The organism is Aurantibacter aestuarii (assembly GCF_003008425.1).
Taxonomy (GTDB): Bacteria; Bacteroidota; Bacteroidia; order Flavobacteriales; family Flavobacteriaceae; genus Aurantibacter; species Aurantibacter aestuarii.
This window is the reverse complement of sequence record NZ_PXOQ01000015.1, coordinates 254,639-269,995: the sequence shown is the minus strand read 5'-3', so window position 1 is coordinate 269,995 and position 15,357 is coordinate 254,639. Positions and strand designations below refer to the sequence as shown.

The window sequence follows — 15,357 nt, the reverse complement described above, 5'->3', positions numbered from 1 at the left end:
CTATTTTAATTAAGTTTACTTTTCAAAAAAGCAAAAATTTGTAACTTATAAAAATAAAAATTTTTTAAAATTTCTATTTTATAATTTTCTTTCAAAATTTTAAATGCATAATTTTTACCGAAGTATATATAATCCCTAAAAATATCTTTGTTTTTATTATTTAGATGATTAGATATTAATTTCCAGCTTATTGTTAAATCCTTTGCTTTTTGTTTATTTGTTAAACTACTTGTTTTATTTTTATTTTCAAACCTATAAAAAACATGGGCCCCTTCTGAAAAAACGATTCGGTTGGCACAAAGTAATACTCGACAAAATAATTCTCCATCTTGATTAATCTTCAATGTTTCACACCATAGTCCAGATTTTAGAAAAACATCTCGCTTAATTAAAAACACATGTGAAGGCAAAAAAGATTTAAAATTTCCGTAATCTATCAATAAGTTTGAAGCTTTATTATAGTTTCTATAAAAAGGCGATGTTTTTATTTTAAAATCATGATTTGTACTAAATCTACCCCATTGACATGTAGAAACATCAGCGTTATTTGCTATTAATAAATCTAATTGTAAATTTAATTTATTTTTAGATAATAAATCATCTGAGTCTAAAAACTGGATAAATTCTCCCTTACTAATTTCAAAACCATAATTACGAGCTCCATTGCCACCTTGAAGATGTAAATTAGGCCTTTTGACATAAATAAATCTATTATCGTTTAAAATATAATCCGCTACTAATTCCTCTGTTTCATCTATACTGCCATCATCTACTACAATACACTCCCAATTAGTATAAGTTTGTGACTTCACACTATCTAAAGTTTCACTTAAAATATGTGCTCTGTTATAAGTAGGTATAATTATCGAAACTAATAAACTCATTTATTGTATTTACAGTATTTATTTTTTTCTAAACAAACTTAATACTCATTCAAATATCTTGAATATTATTCAACTTAAATGTAATTGATATTCAAAAAATAATACAAACATGTATTATTTTTAATATTTTATAAGTATTAACTTGAACTATATTCTTCCTAGCATTTTTGAATTTAAATTAAAAACACTTTGAGTAATAGATTTTATTGCCTCTATTCTTTTGTTCATTTTATTAGATTGTCAATTTCCGAACTCAATTTTTCTAATAAACGTTTTTCGCTAAATAAATTTTTCAATATTAATCTATTATGCGTTATTTGATTAATATTCAATGGTTCATAAACATTTAAATTGCTTTTATCAAAGTCGAAAACGATTATGCCGTTACTTTTTAACAAACTAAAAAAAGAATTTTTTTTACTTAAAAAAACTTTAGCTCCATACCACAAAGATGCAATTATATTACCTATAGCTTGCTGTCTGAAATTATAAAAGATTGCAATAGAAGAAGTTCTAATTAATTGATTATAATCCTCTAGTGGCAAAAAATTTGTTATTGGTGAAAAATAATCTTTAAAATAAAACTTACCCTTTATTTTAATTTTTTCTATATAGACTTTATCACCATAACTTAAAGGGCAAAGTATAGTATAATTATTTAAATTTTCATAATATATTTTTTTAAAAACATCTAAATGATTATTTGTTAAAGTTCCTGAATTACCAACTAAAATCTGATTAGTAGTTTTTATCTCTAAATCGTTAACATTTACAATATATTCTAATGGGTAATAAGTAAAATCTAACTGTTTTTTTTTTTGGTGGATATATCCTGATATTTTGGAATACTCCTCTTTATAAGAAGAAACCAAATAATCCATTCGTCTGATAGCTTTTATTTTTAATTCCTGTGGTGTAAATGGGGTGTCTCTATATATTATACGTTTAATTGGTCGAAGATAGTTTTTTAGTTTTTTCTGAATTGAAACTGGTGTAAATGTGGTATGTTTTAAAGTTAATTCGGCATAAAGATTTTTTTTATCTACATAAAATGAATCATTATAAACTTCATACCCAAAACACATCCATATACAGGTTTGGTTTTTATTAGTGCTTAAAACAATAGGGATAAAATCAGCATCTAGACTATGGAAAAAAATTATCCTATACTGATTTAATTTATTAATTATATAAGAAGAAGTTTTAAAACAATTTACCTTTTCTTTTTGCTTTATGTAATTTAGCTCTGAACATTCATTTAAAATAAAAAAGTCATTATCTATAAAATTTAAAGAACCAAACTGATTTATCGCAGAATCTATAAATTTCTCATCCTTAGCAATATGGAGAATTTTAGAAGTCATCATAATTTTGATTCATATGTTGCTGGTATTATAGCAAAATCTCCTGCCCTATTTGTTTTACCAGTATTCCAATAATCCCCTTCTAAAACAGTAATTTCAGCAGCATTTTCTAAAACATCTAACGCATCTGTACTTCTTGTAGAACCTTCAGTAATCATAAAAGTCAAATTATAGACAGCTGACCTTAGTAAAAACTCTGGAATCATTAAATCTATATAATTATTATCTGCAACATATGAGAAATCAGACCCCATCTCATCACTCAAAAAAGAGACCACTTTTTTTTCTTGATTATCTAAAAAGGCTATACCTACAAATAATTTGCTAAAATCTACAGGTCTATTTTTTTGGATATGTAATCGAACTCTCAAATATTCACCTGATATAGCTTGTGAAATTGAATCTCCATTTTTGTTAAAAAAGGATATAGCTTTAACAATAATATTTTTATTTCCAACTCGGTCTTTTCTGTCATTTAATGGTATATTTGAAATTGAATTAGATAGATAATAATCTACAGATTCATTTTGGTTACCTGTAAAAACAACTTTTCCATGTTCTAACACAATACCTCTGGTACATAAATTTTTAACTGCTGCCATATTATGACTAACAAATATTACAGTTCTTCCTTCTCCCTTTGAGATATCTTGCATTTTACCAATCGCTTTTTTTTGAAACTCTGCATCACCCACAGCTAAAACTTCATCAATTACCAAAATTTCAGGTTCTAAAAATGCGGCTACAGCAAATGCCAAACGTACCGTCATTCCAGAACTATAGCGCTTTACAGGCGTATCTATATAACGTTGACAACCCGAAAATTCTATAATTTCATCAATTTTTGAAGAAATCTCTTTTTTAGTCATTCCTAAAATAGCACCATTTAAATATATATTCTCTTTTCCTGTCATTTCACCATGAAATCCGGTTCCTACTTCTAATAAAGAAGCAATTCGACCTTTAGTCTTAATTTCTCCTACTGTAGGTGTGGTTACTTTAGATAGAATTTTTAGCAAAGTCGATTTTCCTGCACCGTTTTTACCAATAATACCTAGAACTTCACCTCGATGTAAATTAAAATTTATATCCTGTAAAGCCCAAACATATTCACTACTTCCTTTAGTACTTCTATCATTAGACTCTCCAATTTTAAGGTAAGGATCTTCTTTCCCTCTGATTTTATGCCACCACCTATTTAAATCATGACTTATGGTACCCGTTCCCACCAAACCTAATCGGTATTGCTTAGAAATATTTTCGGCTTTAAGAATTATATCACTCATAATTAAACTGTGTCAATAAAGGATTTTTCAGTTCTATTGAAAATTATTAATCCGATTAAAAAAATTAAAACACAAATTATTGTAGTGTAAGCTAAATTAAATAATGAGAATTCTCCAGTACTTAAAGTTATATAACGCATCAACTCTATAATCGTACTCATTGGGTTATATGCAACTAAGTATCCAGCTATTTCTGGGATAGAACCATTTCTAACTTTTTCTTCAATTAAAGATAAAGGATACATAACCGCAGAAGCATACATTAATAGCTGAACTCCAAAACCAACCAAGAATGATAAATCTCTATATTTTGTTGTCATTGATGAAATAACCATTCCCAGACCTAATCCTAACAATGCCATTAATAAAATGACAAATGGTAGTAATGCTATATACTCATTTGGTCTTGCTGTCATTTGTGTATCAACTAAACTAATATAAAAATAAATGTAGAATAGTATAAAAACTAAAAGTTGGACACCAAATTTAATAACATTAGATAAAACTCCAGATAAAGGTGTAATAACTCTAGGGAAGTAAACCTTACTGAAAATATTTTGGTTGGATTTAAACGTATCACTAGTCCCTGTTAGACAAGTGCTAAAATAGTTCCAAGTTGTAATCCCAATTAAATTAAATAAGAAAGGCGGAATTCCATTCCCTGTATCAATATTAGCTATATTATTAAATATTAGTGTAAAAATCACAGATGTGAATAAGGGTTGTATGAAATACCATAAAGGTCCTAATACGGTTTGCTTATAAAGCGTTATAATATCACGCTTTACAAAAAGTAATAACAGATCTCTATAGCGCCAAATTTCAACAAAATTTAAATTAATTAAGCTTTTTTTGGGAGAAATAGTATAAAGCCATTCCGAATCGTTTTTTTTCATTTCAAACTATTATTTTAGTTTTAATATTGCTTTTAAACGCTTCCATAAAGATGGTTTTGTTTCTAATTGATGATATCCGTTAGCATAGTTGCCATACCCATAACCATACCCATACCCATAACCATAACCATATCGTCCTTTAACGTCATAATAATTATATAAGGTGCTAATAGACTTAACTTCTTTTTTATTGTATTTTGTATTAATTAAGTCTAACATACTTCGTTCTGTATAATCTTGTCGCGCAACATAAATAGACGTATCCACATATTTTATCAATTCAAAAGCATCTGCTACTAATCCTACAGGAGGTGTATCTAAAATTATGTAGTCGTAATTTTCTTTTAATTCTTTGATTAAATTTTCAATTGCATCTCCAATTAAAAGTTCTGAAGGATTAGGTGGTATAGGTCCTGAAAGGATGACGTCCAGGTTTGGTACTTGTGTTTGTTTTACAACTTCTTTAACAGATTTTTGACCAATTAAATAGTTAACCGCTCCAATATCATTAGTTAAACCAAAATCATCAAATATTTTAGGCTTTCTTAAATCTAACCCAACTAAAACCGTTTTCTTTTCACTTAGAGCAAACACTGTAGCAATGTTTATAGAACAAAAGGTCTTACCTTCTCCACTTATGGATGAAGTTAACAAAACCGTTTTTGATCCACTAATTTGTTTCTGATTATAAAAAAAGGACAAATTAGACCTAATAGCTCTAAAGGATTCTGCTATTGGTGATTTAGGTTTGTTAAACACAACTAAGTTACTATTAGTCTCATTTTTACCAACTACACCTAAAAGAGGTATTTGAGTGGCAGTTTCTAAATCTTTTGGAGCATGAAATTTCTTATCAAAAAAAGTCACGACCGCACCTAATAAAACAAATGGTATAAATGCCGCAAACACAGCAAAAACATATCTAATATTAAGGTTTACCGTGTTTTTACCTTGGCCGGTATCCTTTGCAGGTTCTATAATTTGAATGTCGGATACGTTACTGGCTTTTATTAGGTCTGCTTCTCCTCGTTTTGCTAAATATAAATTGTAAGTAGCTTCATTTAGTAAATAACGGCGTTCTATAGCTTGTAATTCTTGTTGCTGTTCTGGCAGTACTGAAAAAGTACTTTCTAAACTACTTATTCTACCATTTATAGACCGGATTTGGCTATCTATAGTTTTGTTAACTGCGCTAATATTCTCAAACAACACGGTTTTTAACGCTTTAATTTGTCTATCTAAATCTGAAAATACAGCCGCATCACTTTTTAAAGACTTCTCTAAGTTAGATTTTCTAACAGATAAAGCAGTGATTTGAGAGACATTGGAGGATATATTTCCTTCTGTAATACCTTCCAAAGCTGGGGCTGGAAAATTAGTAAAATCGTCACTACTTTTTAAATAATTTTCTAAAATATCATAAGAAACACGACTCTCTCTTAATGCATCTCTCTGTTCTTTTAAACCCTCTATTTTAGAAGAAAGCGTAGTACTTTCCTGTTCTATATCAAATATTTTATTTTTCCGCTTATAGTCGTTTAAAGAATCTGCATTGGTAGTTAACTGCCCTTTTACTCTGGCAAGTTGGCTATCTATAAAAGCAATTGTTTTTGTTGCAAATTCATTCTTTTTAATTAATTGGTCCCGCTCTAAAATAAAGGTACATGTGTTTAAGTAATCGACTATTTTGGCTTTATTCTTATTGGTTAACACTAAAGTCAACAAGGGAGAATTTTGGTCATTTAATACATTAAAAGCCCTATTAAAACTAGTCACAGTTGCATTAAACTCGCTAAACTGAATAAAATATTCGTCTCCTTTTTTTAAAGTATATTCTGGTCTTAAAACAAATTTCCCCGCCAGAAATGGCAGAGTTATTTCGTCGTATAAATTAAATTCCTTTTTAAAAACACCTGGAGTAACTTTTAAAGATTTAACTCTTTTGGTTATAAAGTTTTGTGTAGAAATAGATTTAATGTCTTCAAAATCTATTTCCAAACTAAAACGTGTTGCTGAGGTAAAACTTAATTTTATAGGAATATTAAGAATTTGTTGAGCACTATCCGCTTCAATAAACCGAAAAGGTTGTGCGCCATAAATATCTGTTTTATAGAAACGACCCTGTTTTAAATAACTTAAATGTAAATCCAAACTATCCACAACTTTTTCATGATGCTTGCGGGATTTTAAGTTTAAAACCAGTTCTTGCACCTTACCAGAAATCCCACCATAATTAAATATTAAACTGGTATTAGAGGTAAATAAAGGGTTTTTATCGTCTTGAATAGAAATTTGAGAACTTAACGTATATGGAAACTCACGTCTTATATTTTGATGATATACAATATATATAAATACAATAAGTGCTAATGCAATCCATTTCCAGTAGCTTATAACTCTAAACACAAACGCTTTAAAGTCAAAATTTAATTGCCCTGATTCTTGAGATTCTGTATCGCTCATATTATAAATTTCTAGCTAAAAAATAAGTAGATACTAACACCGAAAATATAGATGCTATTGTAGTAAATGTTTGGGTTGCGGTTTGACCTGCACCAAGCGCTTTACGCTTTAAAGGTTTTACCATAATGATATCATTGGGTTTTATATAATAAAACTCAGATTGCATTGCTGCAATATCTGTTAAATCTATATGGTGTATTTTTTGACCTTGCGGGTACTGTCTTACAATTAAAACATCTTTACGGTCCCCGGTTTGAGAAATATCTCCCGCATTGGCAATTGCTTCAATAATATTTACTCTATTTTTATAAAGTACTTTAGGACCACTCGAACCTATTTCTCCTAGTGTGGTGTATTTTAAGCCCGGAAGCTTAACTGTAACATAAAGCTCTACGTCATCTTGAAAATAATACTCATAAAGTAACTCTTTAATTTTATCTTCCACTTCCTCTAAAGTATAACCTAATACATTAATTTTACCTAAAACAGGAAACTCTATATTGCCATGAACATCTATTGTGTTACCACTAAAATATAGTTGTTGCTCTGTATCTCCTGGCTCTTTTTCAGTAACATTAAATATTTTGGTAACTTCTTGAATGTCTTGCCCAAGCTCAGTCTTAAAAGACACTTTTAACTGGTCGTTTATATTTAATCGGTAAGGCTTTGCTGCGGCATTAATAGCTAAAGTATCTACAACCGTTCCTTTATCTTGTAGATAAACCACATCTTTGTTAGTAATACATGAGCTTAAAAATAGCGCACAAAGTATAATAGACACTAGAAATTTCATTTTCATTTTAACAAAAAATTGTGAAACACAAATATAAGTCTAATGCACTAATATCAAAACATTAAGCCTTATTTTATAATAATTGTCTTTAATTTGCAAAAAAAATAGAGCGCGTGAATTATCTTAATGTAGAAAACATATCAAAATCTTATGGAGAATTAGAGCTGTTTAAAGACGTTTCTTTTAGTGTACATAAAGATCAAAAAATTGCTTTTGTAGCCAAAAATGGTTCGGGTAAAACCTCTATTTTAAATATGTTGGCGGGTTTAGATGCACCAGACTCTGGTCAGATTGTGTTTAGAAAAGATATTAAAATTTCTTTTTTACCTCAGGAGCCTATTTTAGATCCTAATTTGACTGTGGAAGAAAGTATTTTTAATAGCGATAACGATATTCTAAAAGTCATAAAGAATTACGAAAAAGCACTTCTTAATCCTGAAGATGAAGATGTATATCAAAAAGCGTTTGAGCAAATGGAATTACATCAAGCCTGGGATTTTGAAACCCAATACAAACAAATTCTATTTAAACTAAAACTGGACAACTTAGAGCAAAAAGTAAGCACCATGTCTGGTGGACAAAAAAAACGTTTGTCTTTAGCTAATGCCTTAATAAATAAACCCGATTTATTAATTCTAGATGAGCCAACCAACCACTTAGATTTAGAAATGATTGAATGGCTAGAGAGTTTTTTTGCTAAGGAAAACATGACGCTTTTTATGGTGACGCACGACCGTTACTTTTTAGAGCGTGTCTGTAATGAAATTATAGAATTAGACCATGAGGAACTTTACAGTTATAAAGGTAATTACAGCTATTATTTAGAAAAGAAAGAAGCTCGTATCGAGCAGTTTGAAACCGAAACAAATAAAGCCAAGCAACTCTATAAAAAAGAATTAGGCTGGATGCGTAAGCAACCTAAAGCCAGAACAACCAAATCAAAATCCCGTATAGACGACTTTGCCGATATTAAACACAAAGCCCACCAACGCAGAAAAGACCATGTGGTAGAGCTAGAACTAAATATGGAGCGTCTTGGTAGTAAAATTGTAGAGTTCCATAAAGTATCAAAGTCATTTAAAGACAAAACTATATTAGACAATTTTAATTACAACTTTCAAAAAAGTGACCGTATTGGTATTATTGGTAAAAATGGGACGGGAAAATCTACCTTCTTAAATATCCTTACAGGAACAATGGAGCCAGATGCTGGTAAAGTGATTACAGGAGACACGATTAAATTTGGCTATTATACACAAGGTGGTATTACACCAAAACCAGAACAAAAAGTTATAGATATTCTTAGAGAATTTGGCGACCATATTCCTCTTAAAAAAGGACGCACCATTAGCGCGCAACAATTACTAGAACGCTTTCTTTTTGATCGTAAAAAACAATATGACTTTGTCGAGAAATTAAGTGGTGGAGAGCGTAAACGTTTATATTTATGTACGGTTTTAATACAGAATCCTAATTTTTTAATTCTAGATGAGCCTACTAACGATTTGGATATTGTTACCCTAAATGTCCTTGAAGACTTTCTGTTAGATTTTCCCGGATGTTTAATGGTAGTATCTCACGACCGTTACTTTATGGATAAAATTGTAGACCACTTGTTTGTGTTTAGAGGTCAAGGTGTTGTAGAAGATTTTCCTGGAAATTATTCCGATTTTAGAGCATACGACGACAGTAAAGATCCAGAGCCGCAAGAAAAACAGAATACATCTGAAAAATCATCTTGGAAAAAAGACAGTAACACTGCTTTAAGTTATAACGAACAAAAAGAATATAAAAATATAGAAAGTAAAATCAAATCCTTGGAATTTGATAAAACTGAATTAGAAAAAAAATTCTTAAATCCAGATTTATCTCAAGAAGACATAGTAAAACTCTCTGAAAAAGTTCAAGCCATTTTAGACGAAATTGAAGAAAAAGAATTACGTTGGCTCGAGTTAACTGAAAAAATGGAAAGTTAGTTGTGACAGTAGGCAGTAGGCAGTAGGCAGTAGGCAGTAGGCAGTAGGCAGTAGGCAGTAAAATAAAACATTAAATTATAAAAACATGGTCAGTTCGAGTGTTTTGCGAGAAACGAGTAAAACGTATCGAGAACTTTAAAATTAATAGCTTAAAAAGTGTTTCATCAAATAATATCATATCTTAAATTTTTAGCTAAATCCACCAATCAGCATGGAGTCCACTCGCCTTTTGTGTTCAATTTAGTGACTAAATGTTTTTATGACAAGAAAACCTATGAGGCTTACAATAAAATTTCAGCCTACAAAAAAGAGTTATTAAACAACAATACTAAACTTACAGTAACGGACTTAGGTCCAGGCTCTCGGATAACAAAAAGTAACACAAGGCAGATTTCTGAAATCGCCAGAAGCGCTGGAAGCACAATTAAAAGAGCCCAACTACTCTATCGCTTAAACCACTATTTTAAAGCTGAACGAGTCTTAGAATTAGGAACATCTTTAGGGATAGCAACTTACGCGCTTCATTTAGGACATAAAAATTCAGAAATCACCACAATTGAAGGTTGCCCAAATATAGCTTCATTTACTACTGGTTCTTTAGACGCTCATCACACTAAAAATATCACAGTTTTAAACGGTGATTTTTCTGAAGTGATTCCAACATTAAAGAACCCATTCGATGTGATATATATTGATGGCAATCATACCAAAACAGCTACCATTGCCTATTTTAATCAACTTTTGAACCACGCACACAACGATACTGTTTTTCTTTTTGATGATATTTATTGGTCTAAGGAGATGACGGAAGCTTGGGAACTTATAAAAACGCACCCCAAAGTAACCGTGACTATTGATTGTTTTTGGTGCGGATTTGTATTTATAAGACAAGAGCAAGCTAGAGAACATTTTGTGATTAGATTATAGAAAAATGATTGGACTTTTAATAATAGGTACTATAATAATTGCTGTTTTTGTTGGAAATCCAATGAGGAAGAATAAAAATTATAAAAATAGTTATAAGAAGAAGAAAATAGAACGACGTTTTAAAAAATGAGTTGGCATTGGTTAATCATCGCATTAATAATTGGTTACATTTTAGTTATTATTAACAATAAAAAACACAAATAACAACGCTACTATTATTTTAACTCAAATCACTTCACTTTTAAAATTACATCCCTTATTTTCGTTAAACTAACTCGCTAATGCCAAAAGCAAATAGTTAATAGATACAAAATGAAAATATATACTAAAACTGGAGATAAAGGAACTACTGCCCTTTTTGGAGGAACTCGTGTTCCAAAACACCACATACGCATAGAAAGCTACGGTACCGTAGATGAATTAAATTCGCATATAGGTTTAATTCGCGACCAAGACATGCATCAGGATTATAAAAATACATTAATCACTATCCAAGATAAGTTGTTTACCGTAGGTGCTATTTTAGCAACAGATCCTGAAAAAGCCACTTTAAAAAATGGTAAGGAACGTTTAAATATCCCAAAAATCACTTCAGAAGACATTGAGCTTTTGGAGAAAGAAATGGATTCTATGAATGAAACCTTACCACAAATGACGCATTTTGTATTACCTGGCGGACATACCACAGTGTCATATTGTCACATAGCACGTTGCGTTTGCAGACGCGCAGAACGTTTAGCCACAGCACTTTATGAATTGGATCCGTTTTTACCAGAAACGCTTCAGTATTTAAATAGACTTTCTGACTACCTTTTTGTACTGGCACGAAAGTTGTCTCATGACTTACAAGCCGATGAAGTAAAGTGGATTCCAGAAAAAAACTAAACTTTTTGGCAACGTTCTTATAAATTAATAATCTATAGTTTTAAGTATCAAAGAGTTCTTAACAAAATTATAACAGTAAAATAAATTGCTTTTTACTTGCATACTTAAACTAAAAAATTATTTTTGCAAAAATTAAAATATATAAATAATGTATTGGACTTTAGAATTAGCATCGTATTTAAGTGATGCACCTTGGCCGGCAACAAAAGATGAATTAATCGATTACGCTATCCGTACAGGAGCTCCACTAGAAGTTGTTGAAAATCTTCAATCTATTGAAGATGAAGATGATGCTTACGATTCAATTGAAGAGATTTGGCCAGACTATCCTACAGAGGAAGATTATCTGTGGAACGAGGACGAATATTAATTCTCATAAACTATTAACAAAAGTCTCTATTTTTAGGGACTTTTTTTGTGTTTTTACTTCTGGTTATCCTTTACACTACGTATATTTAACACCTAAATAAAACAATAATCCATATTCAAAATGTAAGTTTTGAATTTATACTATTATACCAATGAGTTTCTTAGATTCTGTATTAAAAATGTTTGTAGGCGATAAGTCTAAACAAGACGTAAAGTCCATAATGCCTTTAGTTGAAAAAGTAAAATCTTTTGAAAGTTCTCTTTCTGGACTTTCTCACGACTTACTACGTGCTAAAACTGCAGAATTTAAAGGGAAAATTGCTGAGGCAAGACAACCTTTTAACGATAGAATTGAAAAACTTCAAAACGAAGCAGACGCTACCGAAGATATAGACCGTCGCGAAGACATTTATCAAGAAATTGATAAAATTAAAGATGAAAGTTATGCGGCAACAGAAACCGTTTTAAACGAAATCTTACCTGAAGCATTTGCTGTAGTTAAAGAAACCGCTATGCGTTTTGCTAATAATACAGAAATTACTGTAACCGCAAATGAGTTTGACCGTCATATTTCTGGACTTAAAGACAATGTAACCTTAGAAGGTGACCAAGCCATTTGGGCAAATTCATGGGATGCTGCAGGAAAAGCCATTACATGGGACATGGTACATTACGATGTGCAGTTAATTGGTGGTATTGCCATGCACCAAGGTAAAATTGCAGAGATGCAAACTGGTGAAGGTAAAACCTTAGTTGCAACCCTGCCAATGTATTTAAATGCCATAGCTGGAAAAGGCGTGCATTTAGTAACTGTAAACGACTATTTAGCGAAGCGAGATAGTGCATGGATGGCACCAATATTTGAGTTCCACGGTTTAAGTGTAGATTGTATTGACTACCATCAACCTAACAGTGATGCGCGTCGTAAAGCTTATAATGCAGACATTACTTACGGGACAAACAATGAATTTGGTTTCGATTACCTGCGTGATAACATGTCGCACTCTCCAAACGATTTAGTGCAACGTCCACACCACTACGCTATTGTAGATGAGGTCGATTCAGTTTTAGTAGATGATGCGCGTACGCCATTAATTATTTCCGGTCCAATCCCACAAGGAGACCGCCATGAGTTTACAGAATTAAAACCTAAAGTAGACGACATTGTTTCGGTACAACGTAAATATTTAACTGGTGTTTTAGTAGAAGCTAAGAAATTAATTGCTGAAGGTGACACCAAAGAAGGAGGCTTTTTATTATTAAGAGTTTACAGAGGTATTCCTAAAAATAAAGCATTAATTAAGTTTTTAAGTGAAGAAGGAAACAAGCAATTACTTCAAAAAACAGAAAACACATACATGGCAGACAATAACCGCGAAATGCCTAAGGTAGATGCGGAATTGTACTATGTTATTGAAGAAAAAAACAATCAAGTAGAATTAACCGATAAAGGTGTTGAATACATTTCGGGAGCAGATAATCCAGACTTTTTCGTTTTACCAGAAATAGGTTTAGAAATTGCAAAAATTGAAAAATTAAATCTTTCTAAAGAAGAAGAAGCTGAAAAGAAAGAAGAGCTTTTTAAAGAATTCGGAATTAAATCGGAGCGTATTCATACTTTAAGTCAGCTATTAAAAGCCTACGCTTTATTTGAAAAAGATAACCAATATGTGGTTATGGACAATAAAGTCATGATTGTAGATGAGCAAACCGGACGTATAATGGATGGTCGTCGTTATTCTGACGGGTTACACCAAGCGATTGAAGCGAAAGAAAACGTAAAAATTGAAGATGCCACACAAACTTTTGCAACCGTAACACTTCAAAATTACTTTAGAATGTACCGTAAACTGTCTGGTATGACAGGTACTGCGGTTACAGAAGCAGGAGAATTTTGGGAAATCTACAAGCTAGATGTGGTAGAAATTCCTACCAACAGACCAATTGCCAGAAAAGACAAAGAAGATTTAGTTTATAAAACCAAAAGAGAAAAATATAACGCCGTTATAGACGAAGTTACCAAATTATCACAAGCCGGAAGACCTGTTTTAATTGGTACTACTAATGTAGAAATATCGGAATTATTAGGTAAAATGTTATCTATTCGTAAAGTACCGCACAATGTACTTAATGCGAAATTACACAAACGTGAAGCCGATATTGTTGCCGAAGCTGGAAAACCAGGACAAGTAACTATTGCAACAAACATGGCTGGTCGTGGTACAGATATTAAGTTAAGTGAAGCGGTTAAAGCTGCTGGTGGTTTAGCTATTGTTGGTACAGAACGTCACGATTCGCGTCGTGTAGACAGACAGTTACGTGGTCGTGCTGGTCGTCAAGGAGATCCAGGAAGCTCACAATTTTATGTGTCTTTAGAAGATAATTTAATGCGATTATTTGGTAGTGAACGTATTGCCAAAATGATGGATAGAATGGGATTAAAAGAAGGTGAAGTCATTCAGCATTCTATGATTTCTAAATCTATTGAAAGAGCACAGAAAAAAGTTGAAGAAAATAACTTTGGGGTTCGTAAGCGTTTATTAGAGTACGATGATGTTATGAATGCTCAGCGTGAAGTGGTGTACAAACGTCGTTACAACGCCTTATTTGGTGAACGTTTAAGTGTCGATATCGCCAATATGATATACGATACTGCTGAAGTGATTTCAGATGGAAATAAAGCAACTAACGACTTTAAGAATTTCGAATTTGAATTGATTCGTTATTTCTCTATGAGTTCACCTATTTCTGAAGCAGAATTTGCTAAACTTTCAGCATTACAAATTGCACAAAAAGTCTATAAGGAAGCATTTGCACATTACAAATCTAAAATGGAGCGTAATGCAGAAGTAGCTTTCCCTGTTATTAAAAATGTATATGAAACTCAACGTGAGCAATTCAAACGTATTGTAGTACCTTTTACAGATGGTGTAAAATCTATTCAAGTTGTCACCGATTTAGAAAAAGCTTACGAAACTAATGGTAAACAACTTATTGTAGACTTCGAGAAAAATATCTCTTTAGCCATTATAGACGATGCTTGGAAAACGCATTTACGTAAAATGGACGAGTTAAAACAATCGGTCCAATTAGCCGTACACGAACAAAAAGATCCTTTATTAATTTATAAGTTTGAAGCTTTCGAGTTATTTAAAGTTATGATTGATACGGTAAATAAAGATGTGATCTCATTTTTATTTAAAGGCGAATTGCCTACTCAAGATTCTTCAGCTATAAGTGAAGCTCGCGAAGTAAAAAGCAAAGAGAAATTACAAACTCAAAAAGAAGAAATTCCGAATTTAGATGAGCGTTCTGCTCAAAACAGACAAGCTGGACAAACGCAACCACAACAACAAGTTGTAGAAACTATTGTTAGAGACCAACCAAAAATTGGACGTAATGATAAAGTGACTATTAAAAACGTGATGACGGGTGAAAGTAAAGATGTAAAATACAAACAAGCAGAGCCTTTATTAAAACAAGGTACTTGGGTGATTTTCAATAACTAAAGTCT

11 protein-coding genes are annotated in these 15,357 nt (G+C 31.5%); 5 read left to right on the top strand and 6 right to left on the bottom strand.

Translation table 11 applies throughout. From position 1 onward, the window contains the following. Nucleotides 1–5: 5 nt before the first annotated feature. From C7H52_RS12590 to C7H52_RS12565, 6 genes are all read right to left on the bottom strand, one after another. Nucleotides 6–884 (bottom strand): glycosyltransferase family 2 protein, encoded by an 879-nt coding sequence (locus C7H52_RS12590; protein ID WP_106464255.1) that lies wholly within the window; start codon nt 882–884, stop codon nt 6–8. Between the two features lie 224 nt (nt 885–1,108). Beyond that, nucleotides 1,109–2,251 (bottom strand): TDP-N-acetylfucosamine:lipid II N-acetylfucosaminyltransferase, encoded by a 1,143-nt coding sequence (locus C7H52_RS12585; RefSeq protein WP_106464254.1) that lies wholly within the window; start codon nt 2,249–2,251, stop codon nt 1,109–1,111. After that, the gene (locus tag C7H52_RS12580; protein WP_106464253.1) at nt 2,248–3,534 is read right to left on the bottom strand and encodes an ABC transporter ATP-binding protein; all 1,287 of its coding nucleotides are present in this window, start codon (nt 3,532–3,534) and stop codon (nt 2,248–2,250) included. The genes C7H52_RS12585 and C7H52_RS12580 overlap by 4 nt, the downstream gene beginning before the upstream one ends. Before the next feature lie 2 nt (nt 3,535–3,536). Further along, nucleotides 3,537–4,430: an ABC transporter permease gene (locus C7H52_RS12575; RefSeq protein WP_106464252.1), complete on the bottom strand. Its 894-nt coding sequence runs from the start codon at nt 4,428–4,430 to the stop codon at nt 3,537–3,539. 9 nt (nt 4,431–4,439) lie between these two features. After that, nucleotides 4,440–6,893, bottom strand: coding sequence for an exopolysaccharide transport family protein (locus tag C7H52_RS12570; RefSeq protein ID WP_106464251.1), 2,454 nt, complete (start codon nt 6,891–6,893; stop codon nt 4,440–4,442). Between the two features lies 1 nt (nt 6,894). Continuing rightward, nucleotides 6,895–7,686, bottom strand: coding sequence for a polysaccharide biosynthesis/export family protein (locus C7H52_RS12565; protein WP_317045579.1), 792 nt, complete (start codon nt 7,684–7,686; stop codon nt 6,895–6,897). 113 nt (nt 7,687–7,799) lie between these two features. Here C7H52_RS12565 and C7H52_RS12560 point away from each other — a divergent pair, with 113 nt between their 5' ends. From C7H52_RS12560 to secA, 5 genes are all read left to right on the top strand, one after another. Further along, entirely contained in the window at nt 7,800–9,662 is a 1,863-nt protein-coding gene (locus C7H52_RS12560) for an ABC-F family ATP-binding cassette domain-containing protein (protein WP_106464249.1), read from the top strand. 156 nt (nt 9,663–9,818) lie between these two features. After that, a complete protein-coding gene (locus C7H52_RS12555; protein ID WP_106464248.1) occupies nt 9,819–10,589 on the top strand; it encodes an O-methyltransferase in 771 nt (256 codons plus the stop codon). Between the two features lie 312 nt (nt 10,590–10,901). Next, complete coding sequence (locus C7H52_RS12550) at nt 10,902–11,474, top strand: cob(I)yrinic acid a,c-diamide adenosyltransferase (protein ID WP_106464247.1); 573 nt, start codon at nt 10,902–10,904, stop codon at nt 11,472–11,474. 148 nt (nt 11,475–11,622) lie between these two features. Beyond that, nucleotides 11,623–11,844 (top strand): DUF2795 domain-containing protein, encoded by a 222-nt coding sequence (locus C7H52_RS12545; RefSeq protein ID WP_106464246.1) that lies wholly within the window; start codon nt 11,623–11,625, stop codon nt 11,842–11,844. Nucleotides 11,845–11,995: 151 nt separating this feature from the next. Then, nucleotides 11,996–15,352 (top strand): preprotein translocase subunit SecA, encoded by a 3,357-nt coding sequence (gene secA, locus C7H52_RS12540; protein WP_106464245.1) that lies wholly within the window; start codon nt 11,996–11,998, stop codon nt 15,350–15,352. Nucleotides 15,353–15,357 lie beyond the last annotated feature (5 nt).

What these genes read in the sequence shown, in the direction of transcription:
- C7H52_RS12550 (WP_106464247.1), top strand. Translation starts at nt 10,902, where the DNA reads ATGAAAATATATACTAAAACTGGAGATAAAGGAACTACTGCCCTTTTT.
- C7H52_RS12590 (WP_106464255.1), bottom strand. Translation starts at nt 884, where the DNA reads ATGAGTTTATTAGTTTCGATAATTATACCTACTTATAACAGAGCACAT.
- C7H52_RS12565 (WP_317045579.1), bottom strand. Translation starts at nt 7,686, where the DNA reads ATGAAATTTCTAGTGTCTATTATACTTTGTGCGCTATTTTTAAGCTCA.
- C7H52_RS12575 (WP_106464252.1), bottom strand. Translation starts at nt 4,430, where the DNA reads ATGAAAAAAAACGATTCGGAATGGCTTTATACTATTTCTCCCAAAAAA.
- C7H52_RS12570 (WP_106464251.1), bottom strand. Translation starts at nt 6,893, where the DNA reads ATGAGCGATACAGAATCTCAAGAATCAGGGCAATTAAATTTTGACTTT.
- C7H52_RS12585 (WP_106464254.1), bottom strand. Translation starts at nt 2,251, where the DNA reads ATGATGACTTCTAAAATTCTCCATATTGCTAAGGATGAGAAATTTATA.
- C7H52_RS12580 (WP_106464253.1), bottom strand. Translation starts at nt 3,534, where the DNA reads ATGAGTGATATAATTCTTAAAGCCGAAAATATTTCTAAGCAATACCGA.
- secA (WP_106464245.1), top strand. Translation starts at nt 11,996, where the DNA reads ATGAGTTTCTTAGATTCTGTATTAAAAATGTTTGTAGGCGATAAGTCT.
- C7H52_RS12545 (WP_106464246.1), top strand. Translation starts at nt 11,623, where the DNA reads ATGTATTGGACTTTAGAATTAGCATCGTATTTAAGTGATGCACCTTGG.